The sequence below is a fragment of the Brevibacillus migulae genome, assembly GCF_004521915.1.
In the GTDB taxonomy this organism is placed as follows: domain Bacteria; phylum Bacillota; class Bacilli; order Brevibacillales; family Brevibacillaceae; genus Brevibacillus_F; species Brevibacillus_F migulae.
This window is the reverse complement of record NZ_SDKD01000004.1, coordinates 286,371-303,830: the sequence shown is the minus strand read 5'-3', so window position 1 is coordinate 303,830 and position 17,460 is coordinate 286,371. Positions and strand designations below refer to the sequence as shown.

Genomic DNA, 17,460 nt, shown 5'->3' with positions numbered 1-17,460 from the left:
CTTTCACCAACTAACAATTAACGGCTTGCTGGGCACGCCAGGTAAAAAAAGAACAACCACCCAGCGAATTGGGTGGTTGTTTTCGTGTCTGCCGAAGCTATTGGCTCTTTTTAATGTTCGTTGCCCCTTTGGCATACTCTTGCTTTTCTTCATTCCATTGATAGACGGTCGTGGCATCATCAAAGCCACCCTCTTGCCGATAGCTTTTCCAATGCTGGATGATCGTATGGTTCTCTCCCAGCTCAATCCCTTGATCCCCCATGGCTTCAAAAATCGCTTTTAGCTGCCCATCTCTGATTGCGAACACCATTACCTGCGTGTTGGAAGGGAAATACGAGTAGAGAACCGCCACATGCGTCTCCTTGCTCACTGCCGGAAGAACCCGGATGGTGGCAGGCTCCCCGGCTCCCTCTTCGGTGACGAGCTGTTCCGCCACTAACGACAGCTCGCCATTGGCATCCAGGAAATACAGGCTCCCTTCTTCCGTCAGAAGGACAGATTCCTTCTTCTGATCATGGTTCAGGTCCTCCGTAATCACCTCGGCAATCCGTACATCTGGCAGGATATTGCGGACGATCTGTTCAGGCGTCAGCGAGTCTTCCCCATTCACCACCGCTTCCTCTTCTTCCATCGGCTTGTCCAAAATGCGCCAAAAGATGGTCTCTCCAAACTTCACCGCCGGATACCCCGTCTGAGAAGGATCTTCCGGCATGAGCGAAAAGCTGATGGTTCGTGGTGGATTGACATCTCTCGTCTCCAGGGTGGCCTCTACCAGCTCCATTTTGCTTCCACAGGAACCTGTCGCAGGCTCCAGCTTTCCTCCCACCCATTCCCGTTCTTTTTGCACGCTGAGCTTGAGCTGCTGGCCAGAGAGCTCCCATGTGCCGGAATATCCCGCCCCGCGTTGATCACAGATCATTTCATTCGGTGTGAAACGAAAGCTGCCGTCTTCTTTAAATTGATATAGGTTAGTATAACCGGCTGCAACCTCGGCAGAATCTTGCCAGGCACCGATCAGAAACTTCCGCCAATCCATTTTCTGGTTGTCCCCTACTGCGACCGATTGGCTTACTTGCCCTTGTGGAATGGCTCCCGAAGTTGTCGCTGCCTCGTTTTCCTGACAACCCGCAATCATCAACAAGCATGCACAGAGCCAGCCAAGCATCCCCCTGTTCCTCACGCATAACACCTCTTTTTTTGTCATCTCCATCGGAAGCGGATTTGTTGCTGGATCTATTTCAAAACTACCGGTAAGGCATTCAGAAAATTTTTTCTCTACTTAGAAATACGCTATCCGTCTGCAAAAATCCTTGTTTTTGACATTCACTCCCGCTCGCGAGCTACGGTGGATATATCTTTGCGGTAGGGTATAATGGTTGTAAAATCCAATTCGGGAGAGTTTTCATCATGATGCTTTTCATGCTCTTAGTGATCTGGGCGCTCGGCTTGCTGGTGCTTTTTACCGATCCGAAAAAGACGTCCATTCGCTGGGCTTGCGCGACAGCCTTCATCGGAGGAGGCGGTTATTTTTCTGCGGTGATCGATGAATTATGGCTCCCCTCTTTGCAGCATGCCGGACCGCTGCTGCCGTTTTGGGAGCAGACGCTGATGACCCTCAGCAACACGTCCTCCTTCGTCACGCAGGCGGGACTCCCGTATGCATACCTGATGTTTGCCGTCTATTCGGGAGAAGCGATCTCACGCAAAATCAAAAAAGCAACTTCCTGGGCAGCGCTCCTGCCGCCCGCGATTACGTTTGTCATCACACCCATTTACCCGGTGCTCACGATCAATTACGGATTCGTGGTCGCTTGGGCGATTCCTTATTTTTTGGCCGCGTGCCTGATCCTGCTGTACGATTATCGTCAAGAAAAAGACCCGCTTGTGAAAAAAAGCCGTTTTTATACCAATATCCTGGTCATCATTCCGCTCTTTTTCATCTTCTTTTTCATTTACGGCATGCGCTTGTTTGATCTCTATGAAGCCTGGCGCTATAACAGTCTCGTTGTAGCAATTCAGTTTTTTCTGATAGCGGTCATCAGCGTCAAATACGGTTTTCTTGGTGTCCGCCTTCGCGTCGAGAAGCGTCGGCTGGACAGCACCCTGCGTGCGATGACGACCAGTACGCAAATCGTCAACCATACGATCAAAAACGAGCTGGGCAAGGCATCGCTCTACGCCAACCGGATTGAATCGTACGCCAAAGAAACCGACCAGCCCGAGCTGCTGGAGGATATTCGCATCCTCACTGAATCGACCGAGCACATCCTGTCCATGATGAATCGGATTCAAGGCCAGCTTCAGGACGTCAAGCTCAAAGAGGAATGGATCGACCCAGGCCTATTGATCCGGCAAGTGCTGGACAGTATGAAACATGAAGCGGAAACACGCCAGATCGTTCTCAAAACAGAGCTGCATCCACAAATCAGCCTTTCTTGCGATCCGGTGCAGGTCAAAGAAATATTGACCAACCTCTGCATGAATGCGTTCGAAGCGATGAAGACCGGCGGAACCCTTACGATCCAGATGTTCCCCTCCAAAAAGCATCTCGTCATCGCAGCGGCAGATACCGGCGTGGGGATTTCCAAGGAAAACCTCCCCCACGTGCTCGATCCCTTTTTCTCTACGAAAAAAACGGGGACGAACTTTGGGCTGGGGCTCTCCTACTGCTATAACGTGATGCAAAAGCATCAAGGATCACTCGAGGTTTACAGTGTCCAAGGCGAGGGAACGACGGTGTTTCTCTACTTTCCCCAAAAACGCGTGAGACGGGAAGATACCGAATACAAAGGAGACTAACACATGGAGGCCATCCAGGTACTGCTTGTAGAAGATGATCAAGCCTGGCGCAAAGGCTTGGTTGATTTTTTAAATAAAGAGCCGGACATTCAGATCGCAGCCGCCGCTGCAACCAAGGAGGAAGCGATCGAAGCCTTTCAGCAGCATCCCGTAGATGTCGTGCTGATGGATATCAATCTGACGGAAAACAAGCTGGACGGGATCGAAGCCGTCCTCGCTTTGACCGAGCTCCGGGCGGATTGCCGGATCATCATGCTCACTTCGCTGACGGAAGAGGATGTCATTGTCGAGTCTTTTTCTGCAGGAGCTGTCAATTATATGAGCAAGTCCAATTTCAAGGAGCTGCCCGAAGCGATCCGCGCTGCCTACCGGGGGCAATCGGCGATTCACCCCACCGCAGCGATGGCCTTGCGCAATGAGTTTCTCCGGTTGAAGCAGGAAGAGACCCAGAAGCTCCTGTCCCCTGCGGAAAAGGAAATCCTGCAGTTGATCCACGCGGGGCAGACGCAGACCCAGATTGAAAAGAACCTGCATATCACCAAGCGGACGATCAAGAATCATATCAATCGGATTTTGAAGAAAATGGGGGTTAAGTCTAGTAAAGAAGCTGCGGAGAAAGCGAAGCAGAAGAAGTTGTTTTAGTCCGGCCTCGTTTCGTTTATGTGGTCTTTGAGTATGGCTTTGAGCTTGTCCGATGAGTTGATGCTGACCACCTCCTGCAAACCTGGAAACACAATAACATCGGACTGTGGATAATAGAGGAGCGGGTATATTAATTCATCCTTTTCATCTGTAAATCGCAATGATATATACGGTTCATTTCTTTGCACGTTTCTTAGGGTAGTAACCCATGTCCACCGCAAATCATGGATTAGTTCCTTGACAACGACAGGGTCTTCCGAAAGCAGAACATGATGGTCAGACAACTCGCTGTCAAGGTAGAGTTTGTAGGTTTGATTACCGTCGAGCATACTCATATGTTGATCTACGTAAGGTGATACATATATCAATGGCCCATCATCATCAATGAACCCCTGATAGTAGATATTAATTGCAAGTATCAATCCATAGATGATGCCTGCGACTTTTAATAGTCGTATGATGGACTTTTTCATAGGTCATCCCCCCACAAAAAAAGACGGAATAACCCTTTGTTATGTTTCCAAAAAACGGAATATGCGTGCCGGCTTCACGACACGCATTCTTATATTCCTTTCTTATCCCCGATCCGCCTCATACAATAGAGAGGTATCCTTTCCCGCAAACAATTTGGCTGCGGTTTCCGTTAACGCTGCAGCCACTTTGTCCGAGAAGGCATTGCCAAAACTAAACCGCTTCACACCGAGCTCTTGCATCTTTTTGACATCGGTGAGCCCTGGCAATGACATCACATTCAACGGAGCGGACACCTGAGACACAACCACGGCGATTTCCTTTTCTTCCTTCAAACCAGGTACAAATACACCGCTTGCTCCACTTTCCACATAGGCTTTTGCTCTATCGATGGTTTCCTGTAGCGGATCTTCCTTCTGCAAATACGTATCGATGCGAGCATTGATATAAAAATGCTCAAAGCCATGATTGTCTAGAGCTGTACGTATTGCTGCCAGAAGCTTTCCATGCTCCCCGATTTCTCGCAACCCTGTCTGCGTTTTCAAAGAATCCTCGATATTGATCCCTGCAACTCCTAATTCCGCTGTACGCAGCACATTCTCAATAATGGTACGCGCGTCTATTCCATAGCCAGATTCAATATCTGCCGAAACCGGGATGCTGACATGCTTTACGATTGTTTTGATAATGCGAAGCTGATCGGCAAAATCCACTTTTTCCCCATCTGTATAGCCGAGCGACTGCGCAATTCCCCAGCTGGTGGTTCCGATTGCTTTAAATCCGGCTTTTTCGAGTGCCACAGCCGACAGCAGGTCCCAAGCATTTCCGAGAAACAAGATTTCATCAGATTGATGCAAGGCTATGAATTTTTGGATCTGATTCATAATTGATCCCTTCTTTCTGTGGTTATTAGCTTTTTTCGAGAGCAACTCCCGTCATCTGATGGCTGGTCCGATCGATACCCTGCCGCTGCTCCCACAAGCCCTGCCCCCTGTGAAAGAACGGAAACGCGACGAAGGCTAGCAGCATAAGAATCCCGAAAATGACAGGACCTTGCCCGAATCCCAGCACATTGAGCAGGATGCCGCCAATCCACGCACACGCGCTTTGTCCGATAAAAGCAAATCCGCTCGCGCCATAATAAGCGCCCCGCATATGTTCGGGGGCAATTTCTCCGATCAGCACGTCCCCGATGACAAAGCAGAGGATTTCTCCTGCTGTAAACACCACCATGGACAACGCCAGCATGGGTAGATTGTCAAAGATCCCAAATCCAAACAGCCCCAGCCCGAACAAGAGACACCCGACCTTCAAGGCGGTCAAGGAAGAGTAGCGTTTCATCAGCTTCGCCAATGGGTATTGCAGCACCAAGACAGACAGCGTGTTGATCACAAACAGAAACGCATACGATTCCACCCGATCATGGCCGATATATTGCGCCAAGGTCGTGTCCAGGTGCGAATAAGCGCCTGCCACGAAAATATTCCCCACCAGAAAATAGAGAAAGACTTTATCCGTCAACACGATTCGCAGCATCTGCTTCATTGTGTTCGTGTCCGAGCTTTCCATGGTTTGCGGTTGTTTAAATCTCACCATAAACATCACCAGAATGACGGCATACACGGCAAATATCCCGGCACTGATGAAAAATGGCAGTAACGATGCCGTTTCTCCGGCTCCAAGCTTCACTCCCAGCAAAGGCCCGATCGCACCGCCAATATTAATCGCGAAATATCTGGCATGAAAGGCTTCCGCACGTTGCTCTTGAGGCGTAACGTCAGCCAAAAGCGCTCTGGCCGTCGGTTCAAACACACTGCGAAACAGACCGTTCAGCGAGCTGAGCAGGAAAAACACCCACGTCTCTTCCGCATACGCAAATCCAAGCAATACGAGGCTCCACGCCGCCATCGATGACACCATCACCGGATACCTGCCCAACCGATCCGATAACGCGCCACCGATGAAGCTGCTCAGCGTTCCCACCAATAAACTTACTGCCAAAATCGCCCCCACGATGGCCGGGTCGATCCCTTTTCCTTTTCCCAAGTAGATCCCCAAAAAGGGAAGCGTCATAAAAAAACCAGTTCGTGACAAAAACGTTCCTACAATGACACCCCATGCAACCGGATGGAATCTGGGGATGGTAATCGCCATTTTCCCGAGACGATTCATCTCTTGGACACCCTCTTTCTTCACGCTGTTCTTACCCTCAAGTATAGCTATCCAAAAAGGGGTAAAAAGAGTATGATTTGGGTAAATCAGTTCACCTTTTAGCAAAGAAAGGGGGATCTGCATGTTAACGGCGCTGCATTTTTTGGAGCTTCGCTCATCTTTTCACGATCAAGAGATTGGAATGCCCTTTTCGGTCACCATCGAAAAATTGACGGGTGTCTGGCACTGTACGGCACGGTACGCCAAGCTGATCGTCCGCAAGCTGTCTGAGTCCGGATGGATTTACTGGCAGGCAGGACGTGGTCGCGGGAATACATCTGTGCTGACGCTGCTCACCGACTCCGATGATATCCTGCTGCAGGAAGTCAAACAGAAAATGGAGCAGGGGCATGTAAAGGAAGCAATGGAGCTAATGAATCGTTTCGGCGCCATGCCTGTGAAAGATCGGTTTATGGACTGGCTGTCGGAAGGGATGGGCTTCTCTACCCAAACCATCGCTGACAAGCTCCAGGATACGTTGCGATTTCCCGTATACAGGAGCATTGTCACGCTTGACCCCGGATTGGTGTATTACACGTTTGACGCGCATATCATCGGACAGATATTTGATACGTTAGTAGAATTCGAGCATGAAAGCAGGACAATCAAGCCTTGCATCGCGCACTCCTGGGAAACGAGCCACGACGCTCGCGAGTGGATCTTCCATCTCCGAAAAAACATCATGTTTCATCACGGACGAGAATTGACTGCCCATGATGTCGTCTTCACACTGGATCGGCTGCGCAAGAATGCTGACCGCTTTGAAACGAGCTGGATGTTTCAAGATATCGAACTCGTTGAAGCCATTGACTTTAAAACGGTGCGAATCCGCCTGCAATCACCAAACTACCTATTCCTGCGGTTTCTATGCACCACACCGGCGAGTATTGTTCCAGCGGATCTCGTGCTAAGCGACGAGGCCGTTTTCGGAAGCAAACCCGTTGGGACAGGTCCATTTCGATTGACACGGCTGACTGAGGGCATTTGTGTCCTGGAAGCATTCCCTGCTCACTTTCAGGGTAGACCCCATCTGGACCGAGTGGAGGTGCTCATTTTCCCCGAATCGGAAGCTGGCCGCTTGAAGGAGCCTGACTGGACCTCGGTCATGACGGCACATGGAGATACTTCGCAAAAAGGACAGGAAGTGGAAGAGCATCCTGACTGGTTCGACCTGGAGATGATGTACTCGTGCTGCAGCCTGTTGGTATTCAACCAAGCGAAAGAAGGTCCGCAAAAGCATCTCAAATTCCGTGAAGCCCTTCATCATCTCATCGATCGGGATCAGATGATTGTGGATTTGGGCGGTGACCGGATCTTGCCAGCGCAAGGTTTTCGTCCATCCGCTCCCGATTATTCTGCTGCCAATCAACTCAGCCGTTCCGAGATTGAGGGACTGTTGAAGGAGAGCGGTTATAACGGGGAACCCTTTTGCTTGGCGACGACCGGTTATCACGAAGAGGACGCCCGCTGGTTGCAAACGCGCTGCCAATCGTTTGGAATAAACATGGTGATTGAAATCAAAGAACCATCCAAATTGGCCGCACATGATTCTCCGCAGCAGCATGATTGTCAGCTTTTCGGAAATGTGTACAGCGGCGACGAGGTCAGCGAATTGGAGATGTACCTGCAAAAAAATTACTTCCTGTCCTCGTTTGACCAGGAGACGGCCGAGGCTGTCAAAAAGGCGGCGGCGCTGCTCTTTCGGGAAGCTGATGAGATGAAGCGTCAACTCATGCTCGCCGATTTGGAGGAGCTGATGCAGCGGACTCGTTCTGTTTTGTATCTTGTGCAGAAGAAAAGCAGTACGTCTTACCATAAATCGTTGCGTGGGGTTACGATTAATCCATCGGGCTGGGTGGATTTTCATCGGATTTGGTTTCATCCGTTGGGGAGGGGCTAAAGAGAGTTTCTATTTGTGAAAGCAGAAAAAGAGGGATCAATCTGCTTGGATTGGTCCCTCTTTTTTTGTAATCCATTTTCCTAAAACTCAACTGTTTAATAATTAATACCTCAATACGATTATGGCGATCCTATTAACCCAGGACTTATTTCTTCTACTCTTGCCCAATCAAATGAACATGATATCTGCATCTGATTATGACAAACAATATGTAAAGCCCCATCCTCCTCTCGGTTTGTAACTTCAAAATTCCTGATTTGGTTTTCAGTTCCTAAACCATCAATTGCCAAATCGCGTATTCCGATAAATGATAATTCTACATATATTACATCCCATTTGTCCCAACGCTTTGGCTTAATTTCTACTGGCTCTTTTGTCATTATACGTAGGAACAAAGTTGGCCCATCTCTTCTAAGCTGAATATCAAGCAACTCCGAACCCAAAAATACTGGCACCTTCCCAAAGATACTTAGCAATGCTTGTGGATTCATGATTCTCGATTCATTCGACAAAGTTCTATCACACCTTTCTACTTACTATTTCTGTAATCGAAATAATAATGATCATCCATACCTTCGACCTTACCTTATAGCCGCGTATCCAAAGGTTCCCACATTGATCCCAAGCCCTTCTACAACAAGAAAACCTTATATGATCCTTTACCACTCAAGGTTTCCTAGCTTATAGCCCCTTCTCCTTAAAATAATCAAACATTTTCTATAGATATTCCTGAAGCTTCTCAGGCTCATCGGAATAATCTGCAATAATACTAACCTCTCCCTTTTTGCTAACCGCATAGGCCTATGCCTATCTAAACGCTTGTTCTAGAGGACCTGCAATTTCTTTAAAGCATTTTTTCGGCAATTCTTTAGCTTGATTAATAGTAATTTTTTGAACGTACCCTTCCATCATTACGTTCCTCAGTGTCCATTTTTTCCCGCCTTTATTTTTCCAAATTAATTGTTCGATTCTTCGATAAGCTATTTATTAGATCAATAGCTTTCTGAGTTAAAAAAACAGGTCAATTACGGTGGTATCCGACCATATTGACCTGTTTCATGTAACGCTTTTACGTTAAATAGGGATACTTTTCCAGACATTCTGTACGTATAACAATATTCGTGAATACTTCCTACAGGTAGAACAAAGGTAATGTTGATACTGACGAATTAAAGTAGTTCATTCGAAACTGGGTAGCCCCCACCATTACTTATTGAAACCTAGCCAATAAATACTACTGCCCCTTCTCTTCGAAAAGCGATAGGAAGTTCAGCCTCAAGTAATTCAATTCTTTCAATTATTTTATCTTGTTTTTCGTTGGGTAAATTTGTTTTTGCCCACTCCTTTATCTGAGATAGCTCCTTCATCACAAAAGGCAAGTCTTCTTTCTCCATATCTAACCCAACAGAAAAAACATTAACCCATTCTAAGTTTAGTTCCTCAATAGCAGGTATCCAACATTCTTCGAAAAAAGCTTCTGACGCTACAGGGATGTAAAATTTTTTCTCAAACTCGTTTTCTGAGTTTAATATTATAGCTGCAATAGACATTAATTTTCCCCTCCAAATATTGCTTCAAATGTGTGGTCAGGGAATTCTTTTCTTAGTTGATTTAGGCTGTTTTCGACAGCCTGCCTTAGTTCAGGTGTATCACCGTCCAATCTAAAGACGAACTTACGAATATTTTGGATTTGGTCTAGTGAAGGTACATCCGGCGTACCATTTTTTGTCGATCTAGTTGCAATAGCTTCTTTCAGGTTAACTATCCTTTTTCTAGTCTTATCTAGTATTTGCTTATCAGCAAACTGCTGAGGAGTTTGGGCAGGTAAACCTGTTTTAGGATTTACTATGTTTAATCCTTTAGCTGTTTTATCCTCATAAAAAACACCGTTCTTCAAATCAATTTCGTCTAACTCACCGATTGGTCTTCCATTCTTATCAACAATTTCTACTTCTTTTACCGGTTTAACATCACCCGTCCCCTCAGGAGTAACATCACATCTATTATGCGTCCATATACCAAGATTCGAGACAAAGTACGTATGGAAGTCCTTTACCTTAAAGTTATAAACCTTGTTATGTTCCTTCTTTACCTCAATCTTCTCAATAGCTATTTCCTTACCATCCGAAGTCGTCAGAACATCTCCAACAGCAAGTTTCTTCGACTCCACCCAACCCTTGCCGACAATCCAAAACGGATGCTCGTCAGTAGTAGTAATGACTTCGCCACCAACAGTAATATTATACGTTTCCTCCACATTACGCTGGTAGAGCCATTCAACTTCTTTATAAGCCATCTCCCCGGTGACATCATCTTTGGCTAAAACCTGATCCCCGACCGCAATTTCCTCGATCGGTTTCTCCCCTTCGACTGTAGTCACCCTGGTTCCAGCTGTAAAGCAGTCACAATCGGGGATTCCGTTACCCGTTCCTTTCGCTGTCTGCCCATTCTTGCCACTAACCGCATCCAACACTTGCTTCATCTTCGACTGACGGGCGATCTCCGACGTTTGGTGAATTCTCTCCGATAGTTTATAAGCTTCAGCGACAGTTTCTCCGAAATTAGCTGCCTTCTTGATCACTCTTAGGTAGCCACCAACCGCAATGACTCGCTCCCATCCCGCCAATTCATCTTCGGTAAAATAATCATAACCATAACCCGCAGCGTATCCAGATGTCCCTACATTAATAATTGGGATAGAGTCAGCCGTCATACTAGCCAACTCTGCAAGGACGACACTCCCCACCGAACTCCGCCCATCCCGACTCCTGTAATCCGCATTCTTCCCGTCCATGACCACAAAATCCTGGAGGGCGTAAATCTGCTCAAACTCCTCCCGGCTGATCACACCGGGCTTCGTCAACTCTCCCACATGATTTTCAAGCCCATAACGGTTCAAAAACTGCTGAAACTCCTCAAAACTCACATCCGCCCGGATACTATCCATCGTTAAGTTGGATCCCAGTCCGTTCGCTTTAGCTTTTCGGCTCTCAGCTAACAGGAGGAACAATGTATCCCCAAGCGGATTGCCGCTATATTCCTGATAAAATCGTGCCGCTTCCTCGAGACCAAATGTCTCCTTCATCGTGTCGTAGCTGAATACACCCGATTCCCCGTCACCTGCATACGCCATATATTGGTCGAACGGAATCCCCTTACTCTCCAGCTCCTGCAGCTTATCCATCCATGCGATCATCCAACTTGGGATCGCAGTCCGGAATCGATACATGCCTTCCTGATCACCACTGTCCCGGATCTGTTTATATAGCGTGTAGATTTGCAGCACTTCTTCTCCACCGAACTGATGGTCCATCATCTCTTGCCAACGTGTCTGTGACAGGTTTTCGTCAAACAGGAAACGCGGTTGTGCCGCTGCCCCTGCCAAGCTCATCATGAGCAAGCCCGCCAGCGCAACCTTCAAACCACCTCTTTTGTTGACGAACCCAGCCGCAAAGCGCGACAATGCTGCTCCGGCAGTTAACTGTCCAGTTGATGGGAACAGTGCAAACAGTCTGCTTGCACCGGGAACCGCACCCGTACTGACAGCGAATCCAGCTCCTGCTACCCCTAACAATAGCGCCGTAAAGAAACCGACTCCAGCGAGTGTTTCCCCCTCTTTGTTCTGTACAAGTCCCAATAAAAACTCCCAGAGAGAAAACTCTCCATCGGGATTATCAGGAAGCTGCCCATTCGCACCAGTCGGATCCGTACCATCCAATTGCTCTCCAGATTGACCCCATCTCACCTTTTCCCAATCCGGTGGTACGATCACCGGATTATAATTGGGAGGTTCGTATTTCGGCACAAAATAAGATGGTGCATCCGCCATGACCGTTAGCGGAAAAACAAACAAAAAGAGCATAAGAAAAAAATAGAATCCAATCCGCTTACGTTGGTGAAACTTTTTCCTCACAACTACTCCCCCTACATCCAGCAACGTTGCCTGTTTCTCTAGTAACTACGGCATGTTGTATATCCTCCACCGACATTCGCAACCTAATAATTGCCAATAATGCACTCCCAAATCAGTGAACCATATATTACCAAAGGATGGAATCATTCCTTTTTCCTCACTTTTCCACGGAAACCATGACATAAGCACCTGAATGCAAGTAGGCGAAAAGTCTCGAAACCGTTTCCCTTTTCCAAAAGCTAGGCACACAGCAGGGTACCAATAAAAGTTGGTACTCTTTTTCTTTATGACCAGGTCGTAATATAAGACTCAAGGAAATCACTCAAAAAGGTGTGGTCTTATATGTCTCTTATTTACGCCCTTATAAAAATGATTCTTCAGCTTTGGTTCCGTCCTCGCATCCATGGCCTGCATAAAATCGATCTATCCGAACCATCCATCATCGCACCCAACCACGTGTCCCTGCTGGATGCAGTCCTCTTGTCCTTCTGCCTTCCACGCGAGGTGACGTTTGTGGCGAATACGGGCATCGCGAAAAAGTTCGCCTTCTTCATGAAGTTTCGCAAGCATGTCACGGTTGATCCGCTGAACCCGTACTCGATCCGCCATATGCTGCGCGTCATCAAAAACGGCGAGTCGATCCTCATCTTCCCGGAAGGTCGCATTACCACCACCGGCGGACTGATGAAAATGTACAGCGGTGTCGGTTATCTCGCTCTCCGCACAGGCGTGAAAGTCTACCCGGTGATCATCCAGGGTCTCGAGCGTTCCATTTTCTCTTATCTAAAAGGAAAACTGCGGCTCGCCTGGTTTCCAAAAGTGTCGTTCACAGTCGGTACTCCGTTTTCGCTGGAGCGTAAAGAAAATCAATCCATGAGAGAGCAGAAAGCGGCTGCCAGCGAACACATCCTGAAAACAATGCAACGCGAGCTGTTTGAAGCACGCATGAAAGACGACATCAATCTGTTCAACGAGATCTATGAAGCATCCCGGATCCACGGCTGCAAGCAAATCATCGCCAAGGATCTGACATCGGCTATCAGCTATCGGACACTCTTGATCGGGAGCTACTTGCTCGGCGACAAGCTGCAAACAAAGCTCGCTTCCCAACAAACAGTCGGCGTGCTGCTGCCAACATCGGTCGGCCATTTGATTACTCTCGTCTCCCTGTTTCGCGTAGGCATCACCCCAGCGATCCTGAACTTCTCGCTCGGCATCCGTTCCCTACTCGATTGCTGCGAGACAGCCGGTATCCGGACGATCCTGACCTCCCGCGTATTCATCGAAAAAGGAAAGCTGGAGCACGTGATCGCAGGTCTTGCGGAAAACATGGAAATCCTGTATCTGGAGGACCTGAAGAACGCGGCAACCACTGGGGATAAGCTGAGCGCACTCATCAAATACGCAACCAAGCAAAAATCGCGCGCGACAACCAACGAGGTCATCCTGTTTACATCCGGCAGCGAAAGCAAGCCAAAAGGTGTGGTGCTCACCCACCGCAACCTGTACGCCAACATCCAGCAGGCCAAAAGCGTGATCGATTTTACGCCGAATGACAGGCTGCTGAATGTATTGCCGATGTTCCACAGCTTTGGCTTGACCGCGGGCACCATGCTGCCGATGCTTGCGGGAATCCCGGTCTATCTGTATCCGAGCCCGCTGCATTACAAGATCATTTCCGAGCTTTGCTACGATCAAAACATTACGATCATGTTCGGCACTTCAACCTTCTTGGGCGGTTATGGAAAAATGGCGCATCCTTACAACTTCTATTCCCTGCGCTATGTATTCGCCGGGGCGGAAAAATTGAAGCCGGATGTGCGCCAAATGTGGATGGAGAAATTCGGGGTGCGCATTTTTGAAGGCTACGGGGCTACTGAGACCGCTCCGATTCTCTCGCTCAACACGCCGCTGGCCAATAAGCAAGGTACGGTTGGTCGTCTCTTGCCCGGTGTGGATTATCAGCTGGAGATGGTGGACGGCATTACCTCTGGCGGTCACCTGCTCGTAAAAGGTCCCAATGTGATGAAGGGCTATCTGATCCACGGACAAGGATTTGTCCCGGCGGATGAATGGTACAAAACGGGCGACCTGGTCACTGTAGATGAAGAAGGGTTCCTGATGATCCAATCCCGCTTGAAGCGTTTTGCGAAAATCGGCGGTGAAATGATTTCGCTCAACCTCGTCGAGGAGCTGGCTACACAATGCTTCGGACACTCTGACTTTGCCACCGTCTCGATCCCGGATGCACGCAAAGGAGAACGCATCCTGCTCTACACCACAGACGAGACAGCCAGCTTACCGAGATTGCGCGCTTATCTGGCCGAACAGCTATTTACACCACTGCTGCTTCCTGCAGCGATCCGCACGCTTGACTCCCTGCCGCTCTTAGGCAGCGGCAAAACGAATTATGTCACACTGAAACAAATAGCCGAAAAAGGTGGCGAATAAGCATGAGTATGCGATTAAAACCGCTGCAAGCTTTATACTTTACGCAGTTTCTCTCGGCGTTTGCCGATAACATGGTGCTGTTTGTCATTGCCAATCTGTTGACGGACAACGGTTTTTCACCCGCTTCTCTGGCACTTGTATCCATGTCATTCTTTCTTCCTTATATCGTGTTAGCTCCGATCGTCGGGCCCTTTGCCGATAAGCACGCGAAAAGCGTCGTGCTGGTCACAGGCAACCTGATCAAAGCGCTTGGCGTACTCATTCTGATTGTGATCGATCATTCCAGCATCGTGCTTCTTATGCTCTGCTACTTTACCGTTGGCGTGGGGGCGGTGGTCTACTCCCCCGCCAAATACGGGATCCTGCCCGAGCTGACTCGCAATGAAGATGAGCTGTTTCAAGCCAATGCTCGCATTGAAGCCTATACGATCATCGCCATCTTGCTCGGAATCGGCGGCGGCGGTGCGATCGCATCCATCACATCGGCGTCAGTCTCTTCCTTCTTCTGTCTGGCACTCTACATGCTGTCTGCCGGGATGACCTCGTTTATCCCGCGGATGGCAGGCAATCAGTCGATTCGTTACAGCGTGGAAACGCACAACTTTTTCGCAGATGTACGCAAGCTGTTTGCACGACCTGAGACGAACTTTTCCTTGATCGGCACGGGGGCGTTCTGGATGAGCTCCGCTGTCCTGCGCGTCGCGGTCATCGCCTGGATTCCCGTCGCCTTGCACATCGATCCGAAAGACATGTCCGTGTCGTTGATCCTGGCGACGACGTCGATCGGGATTATCTTCGGTGCGTTTCTGGCACCAAAGCTCATTCCGCTCAGCCGGTTTACACGATCCGTCCTGTACGGCTGCTTCATGCTCATCCTGATCCTGTTGTTTCCGTGGTTTCATTTCACCACCATCGCGATCCTGTTCCTCTTGACGGTTGGTTTTATGGGCGGCGTCTTTATCGTTCCGATGAACACCGTGCTGCAGGAAGAAGGGAAAAAGATGGTCGGGGCAGGAAAAACGATTGCGGTGCAAAACTTTGTGGAGAATATCTTGATGCTGATCGGTTCTGGAGTCTACTATCTGATCGTCTATGCGGGCGTGTCGATCTCAGGTGCGATCATGGCACAAGGTCTGCTCTTTTCCCTCTTCCTGGTCTATCTGCTCCTGCAGTCGAAAAAAATGAAGCGGCTGCAGCATGGCGTCTAAGTCCTGCAAAAAAGCAAGAGCCTCCTCACACGAATCTGGTGTAAGGAGGCTCCTTTTTCTATGTCAAACCGGTTACTGCTCCGTTTTCGTCCAGGCGAATCGATTCGGCTGCAGGACGCTTTGGCAGTCCGGGCATGGTCATGATGTTGCCCGTCAGAACAACCAGAAAGCCTGCTCCGGTCGATATCCGGATCTCACTGACATGGATGGCAAAGTCGGTGGGGGCGCCAAGTCGATCAGGCTGATCGGTAAAAGAATACGGCGTCTTGGCCATGCACACGGGCAGATGGGAGAGTCCCATTTGCTCTACTTTTTGCAGCATCTTTTCCGCTGCGGACGAGTAGGTCACCGCATTGCCGCGATAGATCTCTTTGACGATGGTCTCGATCTTTTGTTTTGGTGATTGGGTTTCTTCGTACAACATGCGGAAGGAGCTTGTGGATGCAGCGGCTTTGATGACCTTTTCCGCCAGCTCCGCGCCACCTTGGCCTCCCTCTGCCCATACCTTGGAAAGGGCTGCCGGCACCCCAAGCGTTTCACACATGTGGATCACCGCTTCGATCTCTTCTGGTGTATCCGTGGCAAAATGATTGATGGCGACCACTGCCGGGATGCCAAACTTCTGCAGGTTTTCCACGTGACGCTTTACGTTTTCAAAGCCTATTGTCAGCGCTTCTTTATTTGGCTGATGCAGGTCTGCGATTTTGATGCCTGCGTTGTATTTCAAAGCGTTTACGGTAATCACGACTACCGCTGCGGATGGAGTGAGACCCGCTTGGCGGCATTTGATGTGGAAAAACTTCTCCGCACCGAGGTCCGCACCAAAGCCCGCTTCCGTGACTACATAATCCGCCAGCTTCAATCCCAGCTTGGTGGCGATCACACTGCTGCAGCCATGAGCGATATTGGCAAAAGGTCCGCCGTGCACCAACACCGGGGTTCCTTCAATCGTTTGCACCAGATTGGGCTTCAATGCTTCTTTGAGCAGGACGCACATCGCGTCAACCGCACCGATTTCACTTGCCGTCACCGGTCGGTCGTCCATGTCGTAGCCGATGATGATCTTGCTGATCCGCTCGCGCAAGTCGCTGCTGTTTTCACTGAGGCAGAGAATCGCCATGATTTCCGAAGCCGTGGTGATCATGAAGCCGTCTTCGCGGGTCTGCCCGTTTCCATCGCCTAGTCCGATGACGATGCTGCGCAGCGGACGGTCATTCATGTCCATCGCCCGCTTCCAGACGATTTTTTTCGGATTGAGTTGTTTTGGGTTGCCATGGTGGATGTGGTTGTCGATCATCGCAGCCAGTAGATTGTGCGCAGATGTAATCGCATGAATATCGCCGGTAAAGTGAAGATTGATGTCTTCTGCCGGCAGGATTTGCGCCTGCCCGCTCCCCGTCGCTCCGCCCTTCATCCCCATGCAGGGGCCCAGAGACGGTTCTCGCAGGGCGGCGATGGTCTTTTTCCCCAGCACATTGAGTGCTTGTGAGAGCCCGATGGTCGTCAAGGTTTTGCCGGCACCAGCCGGATTGGGATTCATCGCGGTGACCAAGATCAGCTTGCCGTCCGGATTGCCTTTTACCTGTTCCCAGACGTGGCTGCCAAGCTTTGCTTTGTAATGTCCGTACAGTTCTACATCTTGATCGCCTAGACTGAGCTGCTTCGCTACTTCCATGATTGGTTTCATTGTCGTGGCTCCCCCTTGTGCAGGCAAAGATTTTCCACACACATTGTACCATTTGTAGGAAAATACGAATACCAATTCAGCTATGTATTGCTGATCGATATATAACGACTTATGATAAAGACACCGCAACTCTTCGAGAATCGCGGCCGTTTTCCTAAAAGGAAGGAGTGATGTTATA

At 49.1% G+C, this 17,460-nt stretch carries 13 protein-coding genes; 5 read left to right on the top strand and 8 right to left on the bottom strand.

Features of this window, described 5'->3' with window-relative positions; all coding sequences use genetic code 11:
* Nucleotides 1-97: 97 nt before the first annotated feature.
* Nucleotides 98-1,180, bottom strand: coding sequence for a hypothetical protein (locus EIZ37_RS06855; protein WP_134683828.1), 1,083 nt, complete (start codon nucleotides 1,178-1,180; stop codon nucleotides 98-100).
* A 227-nt stretch (nucleotides 1,181-1,407) separates the two neighbouring features.
* On the opposite strand from EIZ37_RS06855, the gene EIZ37_RS06850 reads away from it, so the two are divergent.
* Together EIZ37_RS06850 and EIZ37_RS06845 are read left to right on the top strand one after the other, a co-directional pair.
* On the top strand, nucleotides 1,408-2,799 hold the full coding sequence (locus EIZ37_RS06850; RefSeq protein ID WP_134683827.1) for a sensor histidine kinase: 1,392 nt from the start codon (nucleotides 1,408-1,410) through the stop codon (nucleotides 2,797-2,799).
* Nucleotides 2,800-2,802: 3 nt separating this feature from the next.
* On the top strand, nucleotides 2,803-3,441 hold the full coding sequence (locus tag EIZ37_RS06845; protein WP_134683826.1) for a response regulator: 639 nt from the start codon (nucleotides 2,803-2,805) through the stop codon (nucleotides 3,439-3,441).
* On the opposite strand, the gene EIZ37_RS06840 is transcribed toward EIZ37_RS06845, so the two are convergent.
* The 3 genes from EIZ37_RS06840 to EIZ37_RS06830 form a co-directional block, all read right to left on the bottom strand.
* A complete protein-coding gene (locus tag EIZ37_RS06840) occupies nucleotides 3,438-3,914 on the bottom strand; it encodes a hypothetical protein (protein ID WP_134683825.1) in 477 nt (158 codons plus the stop codon). The genes EIZ37_RS06845 and EIZ37_RS06840 overlap by 4 nt on opposite strands.
* 102 nt (nucleotides 3,915-4,016) lie before the next feature.
* Nucleotides 4,017-4,796, bottom strand: a complete 780-nt coding sequence (locus EIZ37_RS06835; RefSeq protein WP_134683824.1) for an isocitrate lyase/PEP mutase family protein — start codon at nucleotides 4,794-4,796, stop codon at nucleotides 4,017-4,019.
* 25 nt (nucleotides 4,797-4,821) lie between these two features.
* Nucleotides 4,822-6,084 carry an MDR family MFS transporter gene (locus EIZ37_RS06830; RefSeq protein WP_134683848.1) on the bottom strand — a complete coding sequence of 421 codons (1,263 nt, stop codon included), beginning with the start codon at nucleotides 6,082-6,084 and terminating at the stop codon, nucleotides 4,822-4,824.
* 121 nt (nucleotides 6,085-6,205) lie between these two features.
* Here EIZ37_RS06830 and EIZ37_RS06825 point away from each other — a divergent pair, with 121 nt between their 5' ends.
* Nucleotides 6,206-8,023 (top strand): SgrR family transcriptional regulator, encoded by a 1,818-nt coding sequence (locus EIZ37_RS06825; RefSeq protein WP_134683823.1) that lies wholly within the window; start codon nucleotides 6,206-6,208, stop codon nucleotides 8,021-8,023.
* Nucleotides 8,024-8,142: 119 nt separating this feature from the next.
* On the opposite strand, the gene EIZ37_RS06820 is transcribed toward EIZ37_RS06825, so the two are convergent.
* From EIZ37_RS06820 to EIZ37_RS26335, 3 genes are all read right to left on the bottom strand, one after another.
* Nucleotides 8,143-8,514, bottom strand: coding sequence for an immunity 50 family protein (locus EIZ37_RS06820; protein ID WP_407921118.1), 372 nt, complete (start codon nucleotides 8,512-8,514; stop codon nucleotides 8,143-8,145).
* A 729-nt stretch (nucleotides 8,515-9,243) separates the two neighbouring features.
* Nucleotides 9,244-9,573 carry a hypothetical protein gene (locus tag EIZ37_RS06815; RefSeq protein WP_134683821.1) on the bottom strand — a complete coding sequence of 110 codons (330 nt, stop codon included), beginning with the start codon at nucleotides 9,571-9,573 and terminating at the stop codon, nucleotides 9,244-9,246.
* Nucleotides 9,573-11,936: a polymorphic toxin-type HINT domain-containing protein gene (locus EIZ37_RS26335; protein WP_235827905.1), complete on the bottom strand. Its 2,364-nt coding sequence runs from the start codon at nucleotides 11,934-11,936 to the stop codon at nucleotides 9,573-9,575. Before EIZ37_RS26335 ends, EIZ37_RS06815 begins: the two co-directional genes overlap by 1 nt.
* A 342-nt stretch (nucleotides 11,937-12,278) precedes the next feature.
* Between EIZ37_RS26335 and EIZ37_RS06795 the strand changes: the two genes are divergently transcribed.
* Nucleotides 12,279-14,387 carry an AMP-binding protein gene (locus EIZ37_RS06795; RefSeq protein WP_134683820.1) on the top strand — a complete coding sequence of 703 codons (2,109 nt, stop codon included), beginning with the start codon at nucleotides 12,279-12,281 and terminating at the stop codon, nucleotides 14,385-14,387.
* Nucleotides 14,388-14,389: 2 nt separating this feature from the next.
* Nucleotides 14,390-15,595, top strand: coding sequence for a lysophospholipid transporter LplT (gene lplT / locus EIZ37_RS06790; protein WP_134683819.1), 1,206 nt, complete (start codon nucleotides 14,390-14,392; stop codon nucleotides 15,593-15,595).
* A 58-nt stretch (nucleotides 15,596-15,653) separates the two neighbouring features.
* Here the strand turns inward: lplT and EIZ37_RS06785 are convergent, their stop codons facing one another.
* Nucleotides 15,654-17,282, bottom strand: coding sequence for a formate--tetrahydrofolate ligase (locus EIZ37_RS06785; protein WP_134683818.1), 1,629 nt, complete (start codon nucleotides 17,280-17,282; stop codon nucleotides 15,654-15,656).
* Nucleotides 17,283-17,460 lie beyond the last annotated feature (178 nt).